At 68.7% G+C, this 17,884-nt stretch carries 18 protein-coding genes; 9 read left to right on the forward strand and 9 right to left on the reverse strand.

Going from position 1 to position 17,884, the window contains the following annotated elements; genetic code table 11:
• Nucleotides 1-110 precede the first annotated feature (110 nt).
• Nucleotides 111-1,616: a glycosyltransferase family 87 protein gene (locus tag ASC56_RS25975; RefSeq protein WP_055493967.1), complete on the forward strand. Its 1,506-nt coding sequence runs from the start codon at nt 111-113 to the stop codon at nt 1,614-1,616.
• Between the two features lie 83 nt (nt 1,617-1,699).
• On the opposite strand, the gene ASC56_RS25980 is transcribed toward ASC56_RS25975, so the two are convergent.
• The 3 genes from ASC56_RS25980 to ASC56_RS25990 form a co-directional block, all read right to left on the reverse strand.
• Complete coding sequence (locus tag ASC56_RS25980; RefSeq protein ID WP_055493968.1) at nt 1,700-2,731, reverse strand: alanine racemase; 1,032 nt, start codon at nt 2,729-2,731, stop codon at nt 1,700-1,702.
• 120 nt (nt 2,732-2,851) lie between these two features.
• Nucleotides 2,852-3,970 carry a peptidoglycan bridge formation glycyltransferase FemX gene (gene femX / locus ASC56_RS25985; protein WP_055493969.1) on the reverse strand — a complete coding sequence of 373 codons (1,119 nt, stop codon included), beginning with the start codon at nt 3,968-3,970 and terminating at the stop codon, nt 2,852-2,854.
• 160 nt (nt 3,971-4,130) lie between these two features.
• Nucleotides 4,131-4,439, reverse strand: coding sequence for a hypothetical protein (locus ASC56_RS25990; protein ID WP_055493970.1), 309 nt, complete (start codon nt 4,437-4,439; stop codon nt 4,131-4,133).
• A 263-nt stretch (nt 4,440-4,702) separates the two neighbouring features.
• On the opposite strand from ASC56_RS25990, the gene rpsF reads away from it, so the two are divergent.
• The 4 genes from rpsF to rplI all read left to right on the forward strand — a co-directional run bounded on the left by rpsF (nt 4,703) and on the right by rplI (nt 6,431).
• Nucleotides 4,703-4,993, forward strand: coding sequence for a 30S ribosomal protein S6 (rpsF, locus tag ASC56_RS25995; protein ID WP_055493971.1), 291 nt, complete (start codon nt 4,703-4,705; stop codon nt 4,991-4,993).
• A 75-nt stretch (nt 4,994-5,068) separates the two neighbouring features.
• Nucleotides 5,069-5,647, forward strand: coding sequence for a single-stranded DNA-binding protein (locus tag ASC56_RS26000; protein ID WP_055493972.1), 579 nt, complete (start codon nt 5,069-5,071; stop codon nt 5,645-5,647).
• Between the two features lie 82 nt (nt 5,648-5,729).
• Nucleotides 5,730-5,966 (forward strand): 30S ribosomal protein S18, encoded by a 237-nt coding sequence (gene rpsR / locus ASC56_RS26005; protein WP_003949403.1) that lies wholly within the window; start codon nt 5,730-5,732, stop codon nt 5,964-5,966.
• A gap of 18 nt (nt 5,967-5,984) precedes the next feature.
• On the forward strand, nt 5,985-6,431 hold the full coding sequence (gene rplI, locus ASC56_RS26010) for a 50S ribosomal protein L9 (RefSeq protein WP_055493973.1): 447 nt from the start codon (nt 5,985-5,987) through the stop codon (nt 6,429-6,431).
• A 191-nt stretch (nt 6,432-6,622) separates the two neighbouring features.
• Here the strand turns inward: rplI and ASC56_RS26015 are convergent, their stop codons facing one another.
• Nucleotides 6,623-7,960, reverse strand: a complete 1,338-nt coding sequence (locus tag ASC56_RS26015; protein ID WP_055494043.1) for an MATE family efflux transporter — start codon at nt 7,958-7,960, stop codon at nt 6,623-6,625.
• A 459-nt stretch (nt 7,961-8,419) separates the two neighbouring features.
• Between ASC56_RS26015 and dnaB the strand changes: the two genes are divergently transcribed.
• Nucleotides 8,420-9,895 (forward strand): replicative DNA helicase, encoded by a 1,476-nt coding sequence (gene dnaB / locus ASC56_RS26020; RefSeq protein ID WP_055493974.1) that lies wholly within the window; start codon nt 8,420-8,422, stop codon nt 9,893-9,895.
• A gap of 75 nt (nt 9,896-9,970) precedes the next feature.
• A complete protein-coding gene (locus tag ASC56_RS26025; protein ID WP_055493975.1) occupies nt 9,971-11,356 on the forward strand; it encodes a serine hydrolase in 1,386 nt (461 codons plus the stop codon).
• Between the two features lie 76 nt (nt 11,357-11,432).
• Here ASC56_RS26025 and ASC56_RS26030 read toward each other — a convergent pair whose 3' ends face one another.
• The 3 genes from ASC56_RS26030 to ASC56_RS26040 form a co-directional block, all read right to left on the reverse strand.
• The gene (locus tag ASC56_RS26030) at nt 11,433-11,885 is read right to left on the reverse strand and encodes a GNAT family N-acetyltransferase (protein ID WP_055493976.1); all 453 of its coding nucleotides are present in this window, start codon (nt 11,883-11,885) and stop codon (nt 11,433-11,435) included.
• Between the two features lie 53 nt (nt 11,886-11,938).
• Nucleotides 11,939-12,397, reverse strand: a complete 459-nt coding sequence (locus ASC56_RS26035; RefSeq protein ID WP_055493977.1) for a MarR family winged helix-turn-helix transcriptional regulator — start codon at nt 12,395-12,397, stop codon at nt 11,939-11,941.
• Between the two features lie 132 nt (nt 12,398-12,529).
• Nucleotides 12,530-13,396, reverse strand: a complete 867-nt coding sequence (locus ASC56_RS26040) for a GNAT family N-acetyltransferase (protein ID WP_055494044.1) — start codon at nt 13,394-13,396, stop codon at nt 12,530-12,532.
• Between the two features lie 239 nt (nt 13,397-13,635).
• Here ASC56_RS26040 and ASC56_RS26045 point away from each other — a divergent pair, with 239 nt between their 5' ends.
• Both ASC56_RS26045 and ASC56_RS26050 read left to right on the forward strand, forming a co-directional pair.
• A complete protein-coding gene (locus tag ASC56_RS26045) occupies nt 13,636-14,268 on the forward strand; it encodes an HAD family phosphatase (RefSeq protein WP_055493978.1) in 633 nt (210 codons plus the stop codon).
• A 418-nt stretch (nt 14,269-14,686) separates the two neighbouring features.
• Nucleotides 14,687-16,165, forward strand: a complete 1,479-nt coding sequence (locus ASC56_RS26050; protein WP_234377059.1) for a globin domain-containing protein — start codon at nt 14,687-14,689, stop codon at nt 16,163-16,165.
• A 22-nt stretch (nt 16,166-16,187) separates the two neighbouring features.
• Here the strand turns inward: ASC56_RS26050 and ASC56_RS26055 are convergent, their stop codons facing one another.
• Entirely contained in the window at nt 16,188-16,670 is a 483-nt protein-coding gene (locus ASC56_RS26055) for an NUDIX domain-containing protein (RefSeq protein ID WP_055493979.1), read from the reverse strand.
• Nucleotides 16,671-16,799: 129 nt separating this feature from the next.
• Nucleotides 16,800-17,705: a LysR family transcriptional regulator gene (locus ASC56_RS26060; protein ID WP_055493980.1), complete on the reverse strand. Its 906-nt coding sequence runs from the start codon at nt 17,703-17,705 to the stop codon at nt 16,800-16,802.
• Nucleotides 17,706-17,884: the final 179 nt, after the last annotated feature.

The raw sequence follows: 17,884 nt of genomic DNA on the forward strand, positions 1-17,884 counted from the left end.
CACGTGAAACCCTCCGTTTCACGTGAAACATCGACCGAAGGGGGCCGTCACACCGATCAGGTGTGGCGGCCCTCGGCATTCTCCTAGGTGAATGCGGCAGGATGAGCCTCATGCCCAGTGCAGAGACGACGCGAGCGAGCGTCCATGAGCCGGACCGGGTGCGGCCCACCAGGGAGGACGAGGTTGCCGCGGCCGGCAGTGAGTTGATCGGCGGTCCCATCGGACGACGTGCGCTGCTCGGGACGTCCTGGTGGACTCCCGTGCGGGTCGTGGCGCTCGTCGCGATCGGCATGTTCGTCCTTGGCATGGTCCAGAAGCTGCCTTGCTACGACAGCAGCTGGTTCTTCGGCGCCAGCTCGCAGTACACGCATGCGTGCTACTCGGACATCCCGCACCTCTATCAGGGACGCGGATTCGCCGACGGGCTTGTGCCCTACTTCGACAAGCTCACCGGCGACATGGACTACCTTGAGTATCCGGTGCTCACCGGTGTGTTCATGGAGGTCGCCTCGTGGCTGACGCCCGGCAGCGGCGCGCTCCAGCCCCGTGAGCAGACCTACTGGATGGTCAACGCCGGAATGCTTCTGGTGTGCGCCGTGGTCATCGCGGTGTGCACCGCGCGGATTCACCGCCGGCGCCCCTGGGACGGCCTCCTGGTCGCCCTCGCGCCCGCCTTCGCGCTGACGGCCACCATCAACTGGGATCTGCTCGCCGTCGCTCTGCTGGCCGCCGCGATGCTGATGTGGTCGCGTGGACGGGCTCTCGCCTTCGGCATCCTCGTCGGGCTTGCCACGGCCGCCAAGTTCTATCCGTTCCTGGTGCTCGGCCCGCTCCTCGTGCTGTGCTGGCGGGCGGGCAAATGGCGGGAGTTCTGGGCCGCGATGCTGGGTGCCGTGGGCGCGTGGCTCGCGGTCAACGTGCCGGTGATGTTCCTTGCCCCCGAGGGCTGGGCGAAGTTCTACCGCTTCAGCCAGGAGCGCGGGGTCGACTTCGGTTCGGTCTTCCTGTTCATCTCGAGGTGGCTCAACATCGAGATCACCAAGGATGTCGCCAACACCTGCGCGATGATCATGATGTTGGTCGTCTGCGCGGGTATCGCCGCGATGACGCTGACGGCCCCGCGCCGCCCGCGCTTCGCACAGCTCGCCTTCCTGATCGTCGCGGCGTTCATCCTCACCAACAAGGTCTACTCGCCGCAGTACGTCCTGTGGCTGGTCCCCCTCGCCGCGCTGGCCCGGCCGCGCTGGCGGGACTTCCTGATCTGGCAGGCCTGCGAGGTGGCGTACTTCCTGGGCATCTGGATGTACCTCGCCTACACGACCAGCGGAGACGCGCACAAGGGGCTGCCGACGGAGGGGTACCAACTCGCCATCGCCATGCACCTGCTGGGGACGCTCTACCTGTGTGCCGTCGTCGTACGCGACATCTTCATGCCGGAAAGGGACATGGTGCGCCGTGCCGGTGACGACGACCCGTCAGGCGGTGTGCTGGACGGGGCGCCGGACGTCTTCGTGCTGGGCACCGCCGCCCATCCGCCGCGGCACGCGGTGCACGGCGACGGGCCACAGGTGGAGTGGGGCAGCCGGGACGAACCCACGGGCGACGGTTCGCTCTGAGCGAACAGCGTGCGGAGCACCACGCACAAGGCCGTACACGGGCTCCGTGTACGGCCTTTGCGGTTTGGTCGTCCCGCCCTGGCTCAGCGGTCGACGAGCCGGTCGAACTGCGTGGTGGTGTGCCGCAGATGGGCCACGAGTTCGTCCCCGACCTTGGGCTCGGTGGCGTCCGCGGGAATGAACAGGATCGAGACCTGCATGTGCGGGGGCTCGGCGAACCAGCGCTGCTTGCCCGCCCAGACGAACGGTGAGAGGTTGCGGTTCACCGTCGCGAGGCCGGCTCGGGCGACGCCCTTGGCGCGCGGCATGACACCGTGCAGGGCCTTCGGGGCCTCCAGGCCCACCCCGTGCGACGTTCCGCCGGCCACGACGACCAGATAGCCGTCGGAGGCCGCCTTCTGCTGCCGATAGCCGAAACGGTCGCCCTTGGAGACGCGCGTGACGTCCAGGACGGCCCCGCGGTACTCGGTCGACTCATGGTCCCCCAGCCACAGCCGGGTGCCGATGCGGGCGCGGAAGCGGGTCTGCGGGAACTGCTGCTGCAGCCGGACCAGGTCGTCGGCCTTGAGGTGACTGACGAACATCGTGTGCAGGGGCAGCCGGGCCGCGCGCAGTCGGTCCATCCAGCCGATGACCTCCTCGACGGCGTCGGAGCCGTCCGTGCGGTCCAGCGGCAGGTGGATGGCGAAGCCCTCAAGACGGACGTTCTCTATGGCGGCGTGCAGCTGCGGCAGTTCCTGCTCCCTCACGCCGTGCCGCTTCATCGAGGACATCACCTCGATGACCACACGGGCGCCCACGAGCCCGTACACGCCGTCCACGGACGACACCGAGCGGATGACGCGGTCCGGCAGCGGCACGGGTTCCTCGCCCCGCCGGAACGGCGTCAGCACCAGCAGGTCGCCACCGAACCAGTCCTTGATGCGGGCCGCCTCGTACGTCGTGCCCACGGCGAGGACGTCCGAGCCCAGGCGCGTGGCTTCTTCCGCCAGCCGCTCGTGGCCGAATCCATAGCCGTTGCCCTTGCAGACGGGGACAAGCCCCGGGAACTGCTCCTGCACGTGCTTGTGGTGTGCCCGCCAGCGCGCGGTGTCGACGTAGAGCGTGAGCGCCATGGCCGGTCCCGGAACCTTTCTCGTGGCTGCCGTGTGTCAGAGGTCTGAAGGGGAATTGTGACGGATCCGCCGGGCCGGCGGCCGATGCCGGGCCTTGTGAGCGGCCCGGTGCGGGCGGCGTCAGCGGCGCGACATGTAGATGTCGAGCGCCTTGTGGAGCAGCTTGTTGAGCGGGAAATCCCACTCGCCCAGGTACTCGGCTGCCTGGCCGCCCGTGCCCACCTTGAACTGGATCAGGCCGAAGAGGTGGTCCGTCTCGTCCAGCGAGTCGGAGATGCCGCGCAGGTCGTAGACGGTGGCGCCGAGCGCGTAGGCGTCGCGCAGCATCCGCCACTGCATCGCGTTCGAGGGCCGGACCTCACGGCCGATGTTGTCGGAGGCGCCGTAGGAGTACCAGACGTGTCCGCCGACGATCAGCATGGTCGCCGCCGACAGGTTCACGCCGTTGTGGCGTGCGAAGTAGAGCCGCATACGGTTGGGGTCCTCGGTGTTGAGGGCCGTCCACATGCGCTGGAAGTACGACAGCGGGCGGGGCCGGAAGTGGTCGCGCACGGCCGTGATCTCGTACAGCCGCTGCCATTCCTCAAGGTCCTGGTAACCGCCCTGGACCACCTCGACGCCGGCCTTCTCGGCCTTCTTGATGTTGCGGCGCCACAGCTGGTTGAAGTTCTTGTGGACCTCTTCCAGGGAGCGGTTCGCGAGCGGCACCTGGTAGACGTAGCGGGGCTGCACATCGCCGAAGCCGGCGCCGCCGTCCTCCCCCTGCTGCCAGCCCATGCGGCGCAGCTTGTCGGCCACCTCGAAGGCACGTGGCTCGATGAAGTCGGCCTCGATGTCGCGCAGGCGCTTCACGTCCGGGTTCTGGATGCCCTGCTTGATGGAGTTGGCCTCCCAGCGCCGGATGATCACCGGCGGGCCCATCTTCACGGAGAACGCGCCCTGGTTCTTGAGGTGCGCGAGCATCGGCTGGATCCAGTCGTCGAGGTTCGGCGCGAACCAGTTGATGACCGGACCCTCGGGCAGGTACGCGAGATAGCGCTTGATCTTGGGCAGCTGGCGGTACAGCACCAGGCCCACGCCGACGAGTTCGCCGTTCCTGTCGAACCAGCCGAGGTTCTCGGAGCGCCACTCCGCCTTGACGTCTGCCCAGGCCGGGACCTGCATGTGGCTCGCCGCCGGCAGGCTCTGGATGTACGCCAGATGCTGCTCGCGACTGATCGTCCTCAGGGTCAGGCTCATTCGGGGCGCTCCTCGGGCTGGTGTGTCCCCATGGGTACAGGGGCTCCGGCTCTCGCGCCGAAGCCTACTGCGCCCTGCGAGCGCCCCGTCTGGCCGCATCCAACCTGTGTGACCGCCGGGTCGTCCGGCGGGCCCCGTGGTCGGCCGGTGACCTCGTGGATCAGAGACCGCCGAAGAGACCGCCGTGGGCCATGCCGAGGAAGAAGCCGATGGCCGAGGCGCCGAGTCCCAGGATCAGTCCGAAGCGCTCGCGGGTGGTCACCGAGATGTACTGCCCGTACGCACCCGTGAAGATCCCCACCAGGCCGGTCCAGGAGCTGATCAGATGCAGGTTGTGGAACATCGCCGTGACGAAGGCGGTGACCCCGAGCACCAGGGTCACCGCGAGAAAGGTGTCCTGGACGGGATGGGCCTTGCCGTCCGTGGCGAAGAGGGAACCGGTGGTGTTGGGTCGCAATACCTGTGCCATGGGGCACCTCCTGCGGAAGGCGGCGCATCGTAGCGCCATACACACCCGATGTGTACAGATTGACGGCCTTGGCGGCCGGATTTCAACCGGAAGCTCGTGTGCGGGTACTCTGTACCGTCTGCACCGGTGTCTGCCCAGGCCGAGCCGGGTCAACCGCCGACTGGCCCCGATTGTCAGTGGCGGCCGATACCGTTGCGTACGCATCACAACCCTCCTGCCACGGAACGACCGTGGCCGCTGAGTCCAGAGGAGGTGGGTTCCACATGCGTCACTACGAGGTGATGGTCATCCTCGACCCCGATCTCGAGGAGCGCGCTGTCTCCCCGCTGATCGAGAACTTCCTTTCCGTCGTCCGTGATGGTGGCGGAAAGGTCGAGAAGGTCGACACCTGGGGCCGTCGTCGTCTCTCGTACGAGATCAAGAAGAAGCCCGAGGGCATCTACTCGGTCATCGACCTGCAGGCCCAGCCTGCGGTCGTCAAGGAGCTCGACCGCCAGATGAACCTGAACGAGTCGGTCCTCCGGACCAAGGTCCTCCGTCCCGAGACCCACTGAGCCTCCGGCTCAGGCGATCTCGGGATTCGAGTAGCAGCACAAGCAGCCAGCAGCAAACCCGCCGAGAGGTTCCCCATGGCAGGCGAGACCGTCATCACGGTCGTCGGCAATCTTGTCGACGACCCCGAGCTGCGCTTCACCCCGTCCGGTGCGGCGGTCGCGAAGTTCCGCGTCGCGTCCACTCCCCGCACCTTCGACCGCCAGACGAACGAGTGGAAGGACGGCGAGAGCCTGTTCCTGACCTGCTCGGTCTGGCGCCAGGCGGCGGAGAACGTCGCCGAGTCGCTCCAGCGAGGCATGCGCGTGATCGTGCAGGGTCGGCTGAAGCAGCGGTCCTACGAGGACCGTGAGGGCGTCAAGCGCACGGTCTACGAGCTGGACGTCGAGGAAGTCGGCGCCAGCCTGCGCAATGCCACGGCCAAGGTCACCAAGACCGCCGGCCGCGGTGGCCAGGGCGGTTACGGCGGCGGTGGCGGCCAGGGCGGCGGCCAAGGTGGCGGTGGCTGGGGCGGTGGCCCCGGCGGCGGTCAGCAGGGCGGCGCTCCGGCCGACGACCCGTGGGCGACCGGCGCTCCAGCCGGTGGCCAGGGCGGTGGCGGCGGCTGGGGCGGTGGCTCCGGCGGTGGCGGCTACTCGGACGAGCCCCCCTTCTAGGCCTCGGTGCCGGGTCCCTGGGGACCGGCCGGGTCGAGGGTGGGTCCGTATCCCAACTTCTTGATCACACAGGAGAAACACCATGGCGAAGCCGCCTGTGCGCAAGCCGAAGAAGAAGGTCTGCGCCTTTTGCAAGGACAAGGTCACGTACGTGGACTACAAGGACACGAACATGCTGCGGAAGTTCATTTCCGACCGCGGCAAGATCCGTGCCCGCCGCGTGACCGGCAACTGCACGCAGCACCAGCGTGACGTCGCCACGGCCGTCAAGAACAGCCGTGAGATGGCGCTGCTGCCCTACACCTCCACCGCGCGATAAGGGAAGGGTGACCGACTCATGAAGATCATCCTCACCCACGAGGTCTCCGGCCTCGGTGCCGCGGGCGACGTCGTCGACGTCAAGGACGGTTACGCTCGCAACTACCTGATCCCGCGGAAGTTCGCGATCCGCTGGACCAAGGGTGGCGAGAAGGACGTCGAGCAGATCCGTCGCGCTCGCAAGATCCACGAGATCCAGACCATCGAGCAGGCCAACCAGGTCAAGGCCCAGCTCGAAGGTGTGAAGGTCCGTCTGGCCGTCCGCTCGGGCGACGCCGGCCGTCTGTTCGGTTCCGTCACCCCGGCCGACATCGCCTCGGCGATCAAGGCCTCCGGTGGCCCCGAGGTCGACAAGCGCCGCATTGAGCTGGGCTCGCCGATCAAGACGCTGGGCTCGCACCAGACGTCCGTGCGTCTGCACCCCGAGGTTGACGCCAAGGTCAACATCGAGGTCGTCGCGGCCTGAGCGCAGCACTCGCTGAAGCGACACAGAGGGCCGCACCCTTCGGGGTGCGGCCCTCTGCGCTTGCCAACGAATGTCCGACCAGGAGGTGCGGGGCCTCGTTGTTTCACGTGAAACATGGTGAGCTGTCGGCTTTCGCCGATGCCTCGTGGCGCCTGCGCCGCCGTGCACATCCTCCTCCATGCGCCTTCTCGTCAGCGTGTCGCTCCCGTCACGATCCAGCGCCCCGAGCGAGCGCGCAGCCACAGCGTGAGCATCCGCACGGTCATCATCAGAGTCATCGCCGCCCACAGAGCGGTGAGCCCGCCGCCGATGACCGGCACGAGCAGGGCCACGGGAGCGAAGACCGCCAGGGTCAGCACCATCGCCCAGGCGAGGTACCTTCCGTCGCCCGCGCCCATGAGCACGCCGTCCAGCACGAAGACCACGCCGCAGATGGGCTGCGCGACGGCCACGAGCGCCAAGGCGGGCAGGGCCGCATGGTGGACGGCCGTGTCACCGGTGAACAGCGGCAGGAAGAGCGGGCGGGAGACGAGGACCAGGAATCCGAGCCCGATCCCGGCGGCGATACCCCACTGCACCATGCGGCGGCAGGCCTCGCGGGCGCCCTCCGCGTCGTCTGCGCCGAGATAGCGGCCGATGATGGCCTGCCCGGCGATGGCGATCGCGTCGAGGGCGAAGGCGAGCAGACTCCACAGCGACAGGATGATCTGGTGCGCGGCGATGTCGGCGTCCCCGAGCCTGGCGGCGACTGCTGTGGCGATCATCAGGATCGCCCGTAGCGAGAGGGTTCGCACCAGCAGGGGCACTCCCGCCTGAGCGCAGGCACGTATCCCGGCCGCGTCCGGTCGAAGTGAAGCGCCGTGTCGGAGGGCGCCATGGACGACGACGTAGAGATAGACAGCGGCCATGCCGCACTGGGCGATGACGGTGCCCCAGGCGGAACCGGCGATGCCCAGGCCGGCACCGTAGACGAGCCCCGCGTTGAGGGCCGCGTTCGCGATGAAGCCCGCGATGGCGACGTACAGCGGTGTCCTCGTGTCCTGCAGTCCGCGCAGGACACCGGTCGCGGCGAGCACGATCAGCATTGCGGGGATGCCGAGTGCCGAGATCCGCAGATATGTCGTGGCGTACGGGGCGGCGGTCTGCGAGGCTCCGAAGAGGTCCACGATCCCGGGCGCCGTGGGCAGGACGACGACGATGACGGCGATACCGAGCAGCAGAGCCAGCCAGATGCCGTCCATGCCCTGGCGGATGGCGGCTCTGAGATCGCCCGCGCCGACCCTGCGCGCGACTGCGGCCGTGGTGGCGTATGCGAGGAACACGAACACGCTCACCGCGGTGGTCAGCAGCGCCGAGGCCACGCCGAGGCCGGCCAGCTGCGCGGTGCCGAGGTGGCCGACGATCGCGCTGTCGGCCATCACGAAGAGGGGTTCCGCGACGAGTGCGCCGAAGGCCGGAACGGCCAGCGCGACGATCTCCCGGTCGTGCCGGCGTCGAGTGGCGCCGGGTGGCGCGAGAGCGGGTGTCATGGCCACCAATCTAATCGTCCACAGGTAAGAGATGTGATGGGCTATTGTCCCTTACTTCCTGGTCGGCGGGGTGTGGTGCTGTGCACCGTTCGCGGCGATCTTGGCCCGAGAGGTGAAGTTTTTCTTCTGCACAGCCAGTGGACGGGAAAGACGCAGCTCAGGGCGGGTGTGATGAGGTCACTGAGGGCTTGTTCACAGGGCTGTCCACCGTGTCGTGCACAGGTTTTGCGGAGTTCTCCACAGCATCGGGGCCGTCGTCCACATGGCCTGTGGATAACCAGATTGGCTGACGGTGCCGACGGGCCTACCGTGGTCCGGCGCCCACTCCCCCTCCGTGCTCGGAAATCGCGCAGAACCGACGCGTCTGAACCGGAGCTGGGCCTCTCAGTTTGTCAGTGTCGTGTCCTAGAAATGAGGGGCACGGCGAGGTCCGCGCGGCGGACGGGAGGAGGCGGCCCGGTGAGCATTTCCGAGCCCTTGGACGATCCGTGGGCCGACAGCGGGCCCAGCGATCGTGTCCCCGCCTCCCGCCGGCGACGCGACGGTGGCCCGGGCCGTGACGAGCAGCACGAACGAGGCCCGGACAGTGGCTCCTGGGACGGCTCCGGCCCCTCCTTCGAGCGCGTTCCGCCACAGGACCTGGACGCCGAGCAGTCCGTCCTCGGCGGCATGCTCCTGTCCAAGGACGCCATCGCGGACGTCGTCGAGGTCCTCAAGGGCCATGACTTCTACCGGCCCGCGCACGAGACGATCTATCAGGCGATCCTCGACCTGTACGCGAAGGGCGAGCCGGCCGACCCCATCACGGTCGCGGCCGAGCTGACCAAACGCGGCGAGATCACCAAGGTCGGCGGTGCCTCGTATCTGCACACGCTGGTGCAGACGGTGCCGACCGCGGCGAACGCCGAGTACTACGCGCAGATCGTGCACGAGCGCGCGGTCCTGCGCCGCCTGGTGGAAGCGGGCACACGCATCACACAGATGGGGTACGCGGCCGACGGCGACATCGACGAGATCGTCAACAGCGCCCAGGCGGAGATCTTCGCGGTCACCGAGCAGCGGACGGCCGAGGACTATCTGCCGCTCAGCGACATCATGGAGGGCGCGCTCGACGAGATCGAGGCGATCGGCTCGCGGTCGGGGGAGATGACCGGCGTACCGACCGGCTTCACCGACCTCGACCAGCTCACCAATGGCCTGCACCCCGGCCAGATGATCATCATCGCGGCCCGCCCGGCCATGGGTAAGTCGACGCTCGCTCTGGACTTCGCGCGGGCGGCGTCCATCAAGCACAACCTGCCGAGCGTGATCTTCTCGCTCGAAATGGGCCGCAACGAGATCGCGATGCGTCTGCTGTCCGCGGAAGCCCGCGTGGCCCTGCACCACATGCGGTCGGGCACGATGACGGACGAGGACTGGACCCGGCTCGCGCGCCGTATGCCGGACGTCTCGGCCGCCCCCCTCTACATCGACGACTCGCCGAACCTCTCGATGATGGAGATCCGCGCCAAGTGCCGGCGCCTGAAGCAGCGCAACGACCTGAAGCTGGTCGTCATCGACTATCTGCAGCTGATGCAGTCGGGATCCAAGCGGTCCGAGAGCCGGCAGCAGGAAGTCTCCGAGATGTCGCGAAATCTGAAGCTGCTGGCCAAGGAGCTGGAGCTACCGGTGATCGCGCTCTCGCAGCTGAACCGAGGCCCCGAGCAGCGCACGGACAAGAAGCCCATGGTGTCCGACCTGCGTGAGTCCGGCTCGATCGAGCAGGACGCCGACATGGTGATCCTGCTGCACCGTGAGGACGCCTACGAGAAGGAGTCGCCGCGCGCGGGCGAGGCGGACATCATCGTCGGCAAGCACCGAAACGGCCCGACGGCGACGATCACGGTCGCCTTCCAGGGCCACTACTCCCGTTTCGTGGACATGGCGCAGACCTGACCCGTCGTCCTTCCTGTGCGCGGCGCCGAAGGAAATGCACTCGACGCGGCATGTGGGGCCGGGTGGACTGTGCCCATGACGACATCTCAGGACGAGCTGCTTCCCGCCACCCACCGGGCCCTGTTGCACCGCATCGCCGTGGCACAGGCCGAGGGAAGAGCCCCCTCGTTGGTGGCGGCGGTCGTCCGGGACGGGCGGACGGTGTGGCATGGCTCGCGCACCTGTGTGGACGGCCACGCCCCGGACGAGAACGTGCAGTACCGGATCGGCTCGATCACCAAGACCTTCACCGCGGTTCTCGTGCTGCGGTTGCGGGACGAGGGGCTGCTGGACCTCGGGGATGCGCTGGAGAAGTATCTGCCCGGCACCGGAGCGGGGGAGGCGACCATCGCGGAACTGCTCTCGCACACGGGTGGTCTGGCGGCCGAGTCGCCCGCCCCGTGGTGGGAGCGCACGCCGGGCTCGCTGCGCCCAGAACTCGTTGATGTGCTGGGTGAGCAGCCCCTGCGGCATCCGGTCGGCCGCAGGTTCCACTACTCCAACCCCGGCTATACGCTCCTGGGCGCCCTGGTCGAGGAGCGTCGCGGGGCCCCTTGGGAGGACGTGCTGCGACGCGAAGTGCTCGGGCCCCTGGGCCTGCACCGGACGAGTGTCCAGCCGCAGGCTCCGCACGCGGGTGGCTGGGCCGTGCATCCGTGGGCCGATGTGATGCTCCCGGAGCCCGCCGAGGACCTCGGGCGGATGACCCCGGCCGGTCAACTGTGGTCAACCACCGGTGACTTGGCGCGCTTCGCGGTGTTCCTGGCCCGCGGTGACGACCGGGTCCTGAGCGCTGAGGCCGTCCAGGAGATGCGGACGCCCGCCGCGCCGTCCGAGGCCGCGGACCTGGCGGCAGGCTATGCCTACGGTCTCGGGCTGGAGTTCCGGCACCGGGACGGCCGCCTGCTGGTCGGGCACTCCGGCTCCCTGCCGGGCTTCCTCGCGAGCCTCACCTTCAGCGTCGAGGACGATGTGGCGGCCGTCGTGCTGGCCAACTGCACCGCAGGTCCGCTGGTTTCCGGTGTCGCCGCCGATCTTGTGGGCATTGTGGCCGAGGCGGAACCCCGGATCCCGGAGCCGTGGCGGCCGGTGTCCGATGTCGACCGGGCGGTCCTGGAGCTGACGGGGCAGTGGTACTGGGGCACCCAGGGCTATCTGCTGCGGCTGACGGCCGACGGCGGTGTCTCTCTGGAACCGCTCTCCGGTGTGGGTCGACACGCACGGCTGCGCCCGAACGGGGACGGCACGTGGACCGGGCTCGACGGCTACTACGCGGGAGAGCTTCTGAAGGCTGTACGGAGGCCGGACGGATCCGTGAGCCATCTGGACCTCGGGTCATTCGTGTTCACGCGGCAGCCGTACGACGACGGGGCTGCGGTGCCCGGTGGAGTGGACCCCGAGGGCTGGGGTGGCACTCGATAGACGCCGCCCGCCGTCATACAGGGGCCCGTTTCACGTGAAACAGGCCCCTGCACCCTGAGCGGGTCCTTGAGGGGTGTCAGAGCGTCCGCTTGAAGCCCACGTGTGACGCCTCGAAGCCCAGACGCTCGTAGAAGCGGTGGGCGTCGGTACGGGTGGCGTCGGAGGTCAGCTGGACCAACCGGCAGTCCTGGCGGCGGGATTCCTCGACCGCCCACTCGATCAGCTGTGTACCCAGACCGGCGCCACGCTCGTCGGCGTGGATGCGCACGGCCTCGATGAGCGAGCGGGTCGCACCCTTGCGGGACAGGCCGGGAATGATCGTGAGCTGGAGGGTGCCCACGACACGGCCGTCGCGTACGGCGACCACCAGATGCTGGTTCGGATCGCCGCTCAGCCGCTCCAGGGCGTTCAGGTAGGGCGTCAGGTCGTCCGGGGACTCACGACGGGCGCCCAGCGGATCGTCGGCGAGCAGGGCCACGATCGCCGGGACGTCGTCCGTGACGGCGGGGCGTATCTCAAGATCTCCCATGGGGGGCACCCTATGCGGGCCGGCGCTCCCTCGGGCCGACAGGAGGCGCGGTCCTACGTGGGCACTTTGAGCGACTCGACCACCCGGACCAGAGGAGCCAACTCGGGGTTCTTCGCCGCCTCGTCGAGTGCCTCGCGAAGGGCGGCGTCATTGGTGGGGCGGGCCTCTTCCAGGAGCGCGAGCCCGGACTCGCTGACGCTGGTGTAGATACCGCGCCGGTCGTGCGTACAAAGGTAGCGCGAGAGCAGGCCGCGGTCCTCAAGGCGCGTGACCAGACGGGTCGTGGCGCTCTGGCTGAGGACCACCGCATCGGCGACCTGCTTCATCTGCAGCATGCCGCCTTCGCCGTCGTGCTGCCGACTGAGCACATCGAGCAGCGAGTACTCCCGCACGCTCAGGCCGTGCTTGGCCTGGAGGGCCCGCTCGATGTGTGCCTCGATCCTCCCGTGCAGCAGGGAGAGGGCGCACCAGCCTTGAGCAAGGGCGGTGAGCGCGGGGTCCGTCGCTGTCATGGCGTTCTCCTCCGTCCCGGAGCGGCTCCCTTCCAGGATAGAGCACCACCGCAATATCCGGCGATAGCATGTAGCACGCGTATGCAAGTATTCTTCCCGGCGAGACGGCACGCGCTTCCCGTTCCTGTGGATTCAGCCGGCCGCCACCGTCAGCGGAGCGAAGCGCCGTGTCCAGTCGCCGGGCAGGTCGGGGGTCCCGTACGTCATCACCGCGTTGAAGCCGACGGAGGTGAGCCCATGCTCCTTCAACCAGGTCAGCAGAGCCTCGTGCCGCACGTCCACGTCGGTGCGCAGCGGCCGGTCCGTGTGGGCGGCGAGGGACGCGACGAGGGCTTTCGTCGTCTCCGTGTCGCGGGCGACGAGTGGTCCCACGACATGGGTGTCCATGTTGGGCCAGAGGGCCGCGTACCCGGTGATCCGCCCGCCCTCCTCGGCGACGCGCAACTGGTCGGCGAAGGCGGGCAGCCGCGTGATCAGATGCGTGCGGTCGGCACCGAAGACCTCCTCGTCGAGCCGGACCAGGGTGGAGAGGTCCTCCCCGGTGGCGGGACGTGTGGCGACGGCGGAGCAGGGTCCACCGGCCCTGAAGTGCCCGCGCACCATTTCCGAGGTGCCGGTGACCTTGAAACCCAGTTCCTCGTAGAGAGGACGTCCGTACGGGGTTGCGTAGAGGGTGAGCGGGGTGGTGCCTGCCTCAGCCACCACATGGCGCATCAGTCGGCGGCCGACCCCCTGGCGGGCATGCCGCTCGGCGACGAGGACCATGCCGATGGCGCACAGATCCGGACGGTCCCCGGTCCCGTACCCGGTCACGACACAGGCGGTGACGAGACCACCCTCGGGATCGTCGATGCCGTAACCCTTTCCGGCGGCGAGCAGCAGCCCCCACTTGTGTTCCTCCCGGGGCCAGCCCCGGTCCTCGGACAGGTCGGCGCAGGCGTGGAGATCGCGGTGCGTCAGACGGCGGATGGGCAGATCGGCGAGGGCAGGTGTCGACACGCAGGTCAGGCTGTCTGACATGTGCCACTGGCGTCCACCTGTTTGCGGTGGAGCGCACACGCTTTTGGCCATGTCATGCCCGACAGAACAGCACAGCGCGGTACAGGGACGGATGTTTCACGTGAAACGGCGTGGCTTCGGCCACGATCGGTCGGCAGTCGGCCGATGACCGGTCACGGCCGGGCACAACCAGGGTGTGCCTGTGATGCCGGGGGAGGTGGCCGTTAGCCTCCTCGCCCATGGCGAGGCTTCATCTCTTCGATCTCGACGGGACGTTGTTGCACGGGACGTCAGCCCCCGTGGAGATATCCCGGCAACTGGGCCTAGAGGCCGAGACCGTGGCACTGGACCGGGCGGTCGCGACCGGGCTCATCGGTCCCCCGGAGTACGCGGCACAGGTGCACGCCCTTTGGTCGGAGCTCACGGAGACGCATGTGACCGCGGCCTTCGTGGCGGCTCCCTGGTTGTCCCGCATCCAGGAGGTGTGGGCGGCGATCCGCGAGAACGGTGACTACTGCGCCGTCGTCTCCCTGTCGCCCTCCTTCTTCGTGGAGCGGCTGACGGAGTGGGGCGCGCATGCGGCGTTCGGCTCCCGCTTCCCCGCGCTGCCCTTCCGGGAAGCGGTGGACCCTTCGGGAATACTCAGCGCCGCGGCCAAGGTGCGGATCGCGGAGCGGCTCTGCGTGGAGTTCGGTGTGCGGCGCGCCGACTGTGTCGCCTATGGCGACTCGATGTCGGACAAGGACCTGTTCGACGCGGTGCCGGTATCCGTCGCGGTCAATGGCGACCGGCATCTGGCGGGCCGCGCCACCCACTCCTATGTCGGGCGGGATCTGTGGGATGCCTATGAATTGGTGCGGGGCGCCCGGTAATTGAGGGAAACCCGGGTTCGCCCCGGCCCTCCCTTCCTGGGCGGGCCACGGGGGTACTTGTCTGTGGGACGGTGACCGGTATGGTCGAGTCCGGTTGGCGTCCCGTGTGGTGTGCGCACGTCTCGCAGGACGCGAACGCAGGCCAGTGCAGCCTAACGGGACGGAGAGGTCGAAGACCCGCATTCTCTGTTACGCGGCCGGGGGTGGGCCCGGGGTGGGATGCTGCGGTGCGAGAACTGCGGCCAATGTCACACTCTCGTCTTACTTGTCCGTACGCGGCGGAATTCCGGGTTGAATGTGGCCGCATTGGCCGTCAGGGACTCAACGGGGAAAGCAAGGCAGTCGGCGGGGGAAACAGGCACCCTCCGACCGGGGAAGTGCGCAGACCTACCGAAAGATGTTCGAGGCGAGGCACACCATGGACGCTCCGACCACCATGTCGGCCGACAACGGCACGTCCGGCGGCAGCGGCGGGGGCGGCTGGTTCACTCCCCGCAAGAAGCCCCAGGCGCCCGCGAGCGGAGAGCAGGAGACGCGCGAGGCCGGCCGTCCGGCCGCGATCCGTCCCGTCGGCCGGCGACACCCCGGTGCGGGGACGGAGCCGCCGCGAATAGACCGGACGCCGCGGGGCGCGACCGCACCGACGGAATCTCCTCGCGCCGAACCGGAGCCCGCACACGAGGCGGGCCGCCCCGCCGCCCACGACGTCCCGCAGACGGATGCCCGGCCCGAGCCACGGGTCCCGCCTCAGGGGACCGCATCCATCCCCAATGCCTCTCCCGACGCCGTGCTGATCCGGCGGACCATGGCCGAGATCGGGCCGATCGCCGACAAGGTCACCTCGTACTTCTACGCTCTCCTCTTCGTGCGCCACCCGGACCTGCGATCGCTGTTCCCCGCCGCGATGGACACCCAGCGGGACCGGTTGCTCAGAGCGCTGCTGACGGCGGCCGAACACCTCGACAACACCGACATCCTCGTCGCGTATCTGAAGAACCTCGGCCGTGGCCACCGTAAGTACGGAACCCGGCCCGAGCACTACCCTGCGGTCGGCGAGTGCCTCATCGGGGCGCTGAGCAAGTACGCCGCCGCGATCTGGAACGCGGAGACCGAGGCTGCCTGGGTGCGGGCGTACACGACGATCTCCCAGGTGATGATCGACGCGGCCGCCGCGGACGAGCTGCACGCCCCGGCCTGGTGGCACGCGGAGGTCGTCTCGCACGACCTCCGCACCCCGGACATAGCGGTGATCACCGTCCGGCCCGACCAGCCGTACCCGTTCCTCGCCGGGCAGTACACAAGCCTGGAGACGCCCTGGTGGCCGCGGGTGTGGCGGCACTACTCCTTCGCATCGGCGCCGCGCTCCGACGGACTGCTCTCCTTCCATGTGAAGGCCGTCCCGGCGGGCTGGGTCTCCAACGCACTGGTGCACCGGGCCCGGCCCGGCGACATCATCCGTCTCGGCTCGCCCGCCGGCACGATGACCGTCGACCACACCACCGACAGCGGACTGCTCTGCCTCGGCGGTGGCACCGGGATCGCACCTATCAAGGCCTTGGTCGAGGATGTCGCCGACCACGGCGAGCGGCGCCCGGTCGAGGTCTTCTACGGCGCCCGCACCGACCACGACCTGTATGACATCGACACCATGCTGCGGCTGCAGCAGAGCCACCCCTGGCTTTCGGTACGTCCCGTCGTCGACGAGCAGGCGCACCTGCAGCTTCCGGACGTCATTCGCAAGTACGGGCCGTGGGGCGAGTACGACGCGTATCTCTCGGGTCCGCCTGGCATGATCCGCAGCGGTGTGCACGCGCTGAGGGACGCCGGCATCCCGTCGGAACGCATCCGCCACGACTCGGTGGAGGAACTGGTGGGGGCGGAGGCCCACATCTCGTAGGAGTGCCTCCTCCTGCCGGATGTCAGCCCAGGTCGGGTGCGTGCATGGCCCGTACGCCCTCGATGTTCCCGTCGAGGTAGTGCCGCAGTGACAGGGGTACGAGATGGACGGACGCGATGCCGACCCGGGTGAAGGGCACCCGTACGATCTCGTACTCGCCGGCGGGCTCCTCGACCTCGGGCCCGTGCCGCAGGCGCTCGTCCATGGACTCCAGACGGCAGACGAAGAAGTGCTGGACCTTCACACCGGTCGAGCCGCCGTCCTCACCGATGTGCTCGACCGTGTCCACGAAGCACGGCACCACATCGATGATCTTTGCCCCGAGTTCCTCGTGCACCTCGCGGTGGAGCGCTTCGACGACGGTCGTGTCCGACGGCTCGACCCCGCCTCCTGGAGTGACCCAGTAGGGATCGACGCCGGGCTTGGTCCGCTTGATCAGAATCAGGTCGTCACCATCGAGCAGGATGGCGCGGGCGGTGCGCTTGACCACGGGGCGAACGGTCATGGGTGAAATGTGGCCCAGCCTGTTCCACGTGAAACATCGCCCGCCCCACACAGCGGCCAAGTCCATGTGAACTTCGAGTGGCGCACCAGGGCGGACCGCGGCCGAGGGGCCGCCATCCCCGGATACCGGTCAGCCCCAGTCGGCCGAGGTCCGCAGCAGCCACTCGTGCGCCCGTGCGATATGGGGCATGGCCAGGGTGCCGGTGCGGACCACGAGGAAGTAGGTCCGCAGCGGAGGCACCGCCGGTTCGTGCAGGGCCACCACGTCGCCCCGCTCCAGTGCTGAGGCACAGAGATAGCGCGGCAGCACGGCCAGCCCGGCGCCTGTGGCAGCGCAGGCGAGGACCGCGCGCAGATCGGGGACGATGACGGTGCCGGAGGCGGCCGGGCGGGAGTCGAAGACGGAGGCCCAGTAGCGGGCGACGAAGGGCAGTGACTCGTGCACCTCCACCACCGGAAGGTTCTCCAGCGCGTAGGCGCCCCTGCGGCGCAGCCGGCCGGGGCCGATGCGGGAGGCCCAGCGCGGGGCCGCGACCAGTACATGCTCCTCGTCGCAGAGCGGGGTGGCCGTGAGCAGGGCGCCGCGTGGCCGTGCCGTGGTGATGGCCAGGTCGTGGTGTCCGGCCGCGAGCCCCTCAAGGGTCTCCTCCGTATTCCCGAAGGAGGCACGCAGGGCGAGCCCCCGGCCGTCATCGTCGGTCAGGTCCGCGAGCGCGGGCAGGGCGCGCTCGGCCGTGAACTCCGGCGGCCCGGCCAGATGGAGGCTGCGCAGCGACGACTGCTCGTCGAGCCCGGTCTCGGCGATCTCCACGAGAGCGTCGAGATGGGGCGCGGCCTTGTGCGCGAGTTCGTCGCCGATCGTCGTCGGGGTGACACCGCGGGCCTGGCGCAGGAAGAGCGGACGGCCCAGTTGCCGTTCCAGGGCGCGGATCTGGGAGGTGACCGCCGGCTGCGAGAGGCCGAGCAGCGCCGCCGCACGGGTGAAGGAACCGGCCCGGTGCACGGTCACGAAGGTGCGCAGCAGGGCCAAATCCATGGTGCGCCCTCCCCTCCCAGCACCCCGACCGCGGCCAACTATAAATAAGTCGATAGGTCTCTGTCGCTACTGTGATTGGACACTGACACAGAGTCAACTAGCCTTGTTTGCACGGTTCTTCGCGCGCGGAACCGGGACGGTCCGAGCCACGAGGGGGGAGGCTCGGACCGTCCGTTGTG

Origin of the sequence: Streptomyces sp. TP-A0356, from assembly GCF_001417775.1 — a bacterium.
Taxonomy (GTDB): Bacteria; Actinomycetota; Actinomycetes; order Streptomycetales; family Streptomycetaceae; genus Streptomyces.

Excerpts from the sequence above, each read along its gene's own strand:
- ASC56_RS26060 (WP_055493980.1), bottom strand. The coding sequence starts at position 17,705 with ATGGATTTGGCCCTGCTGCGCACCTTCGTGACCGTGCACCGGGCCGGT.
- ASC56_RS26030 (WP_055493976.1), bottom strand. The coding sequence starts at position 11,885 with ATGGGAGATCTTGAGATACGCCCCGCCGTCACGGACGACGTCCCGGCG.
- ASC56_RS26035 (WP_055493977.1), bottom strand. The coding sequence starts at position 12,397 with ATGACAGCGACGGACCCCGCGCTCACCGCCCTTGCTCAAGGCTGGTGC.
- ASC56_RS25975 (WP_055493967.1), top strand. The coding sequence starts at position 111 with ATGCCCAGTGCAGAGACGACGCGAGCGAGCGTCCATGAGCCGGACCGG.
- ASC56_RS25980 (WP_055493968.1), bottom strand. The coding sequence starts at position 2,731 with ATGGCGCTCACGCTCTACGTCGACACCGCGCGCTGGCGGGCACACCAC.
- ASC56_RS26015 (WP_055494043.1), bottom strand. The coding sequence starts at position 7,960 with ATGACACCCGCTCTCGCGCCACCCGGCGCCACTCGACGCCGGCACGAC.
- femX (WP_055493969.1), bottom strand. The coding sequence starts at position 3,970 with ATGAGCCTGACCCTGAGGACGATCAGTCGCGAGCAGCATCTGGCGTAC.
- rpsR (WP_003949403.1), top strand. The coding sequence starts at position 5,730 with ATGGCGAAGCCGCCTGTGCGCAAGCCGAAGAAGAAGGTCTGCGCCTTT.
- ASC56_RS26055 (WP_055493979.1), bottom strand. The coding sequence starts at position 16,670 with ATGACCGTTCGCCCCGTGGTCAAGCGCACCGCCCGCGCCATCCTGCTC.
- ASC56_RS26000 (WP_055493972.1), top strand. The coding sequence starts at position 5,069 with ATGGCAGGCGAGACCGTCATCACGGTCGTCGGCAATCTTGTCGACGAC.
- ASC56_RS26050 (WP_234377059.1), top strand. The coding sequence starts at position 14,687 with ATGGACGCTCCGACCACCATGTCGGCCGACAACGGCACGTCCGGCGGC.
- ASC56_RS25990 (WP_055493970.1), bottom strand. The coding sequence starts at position 4,439 with ATGGCACAGGTATTGCGACCCAACACCACCGGTTCCCTCTTCGCCACG.
- ASC56_RS26045 (WP_055493978.1), top strand. The coding sequence starts at position 13,636 with ATGGCGAGGCTTCATCTCTTCGATCTCGACGGGACGTTGTTGCACGGG.
- rplI (WP_055493973.1), top strand. The coding sequence starts at position 5,985 with ATGAAGATCATCCTCACCCACGAGGTCTCCGGCCTCGGTGCCGCGGGC.
- ASC56_RS26025 (WP_055493975.1), top strand. The coding sequence starts at position 9,971 with ATGACGACATCTCAGGACGAGCTGCTTCCCGCCACCCACCGGGCCCTG.
- rpsF (WP_055493971.1), top strand. The coding sequence starts at position 4,703 with ATGCGTCACTACGAGGTGATGGTCATCCTCGACCCCGATCTCGAGGAG.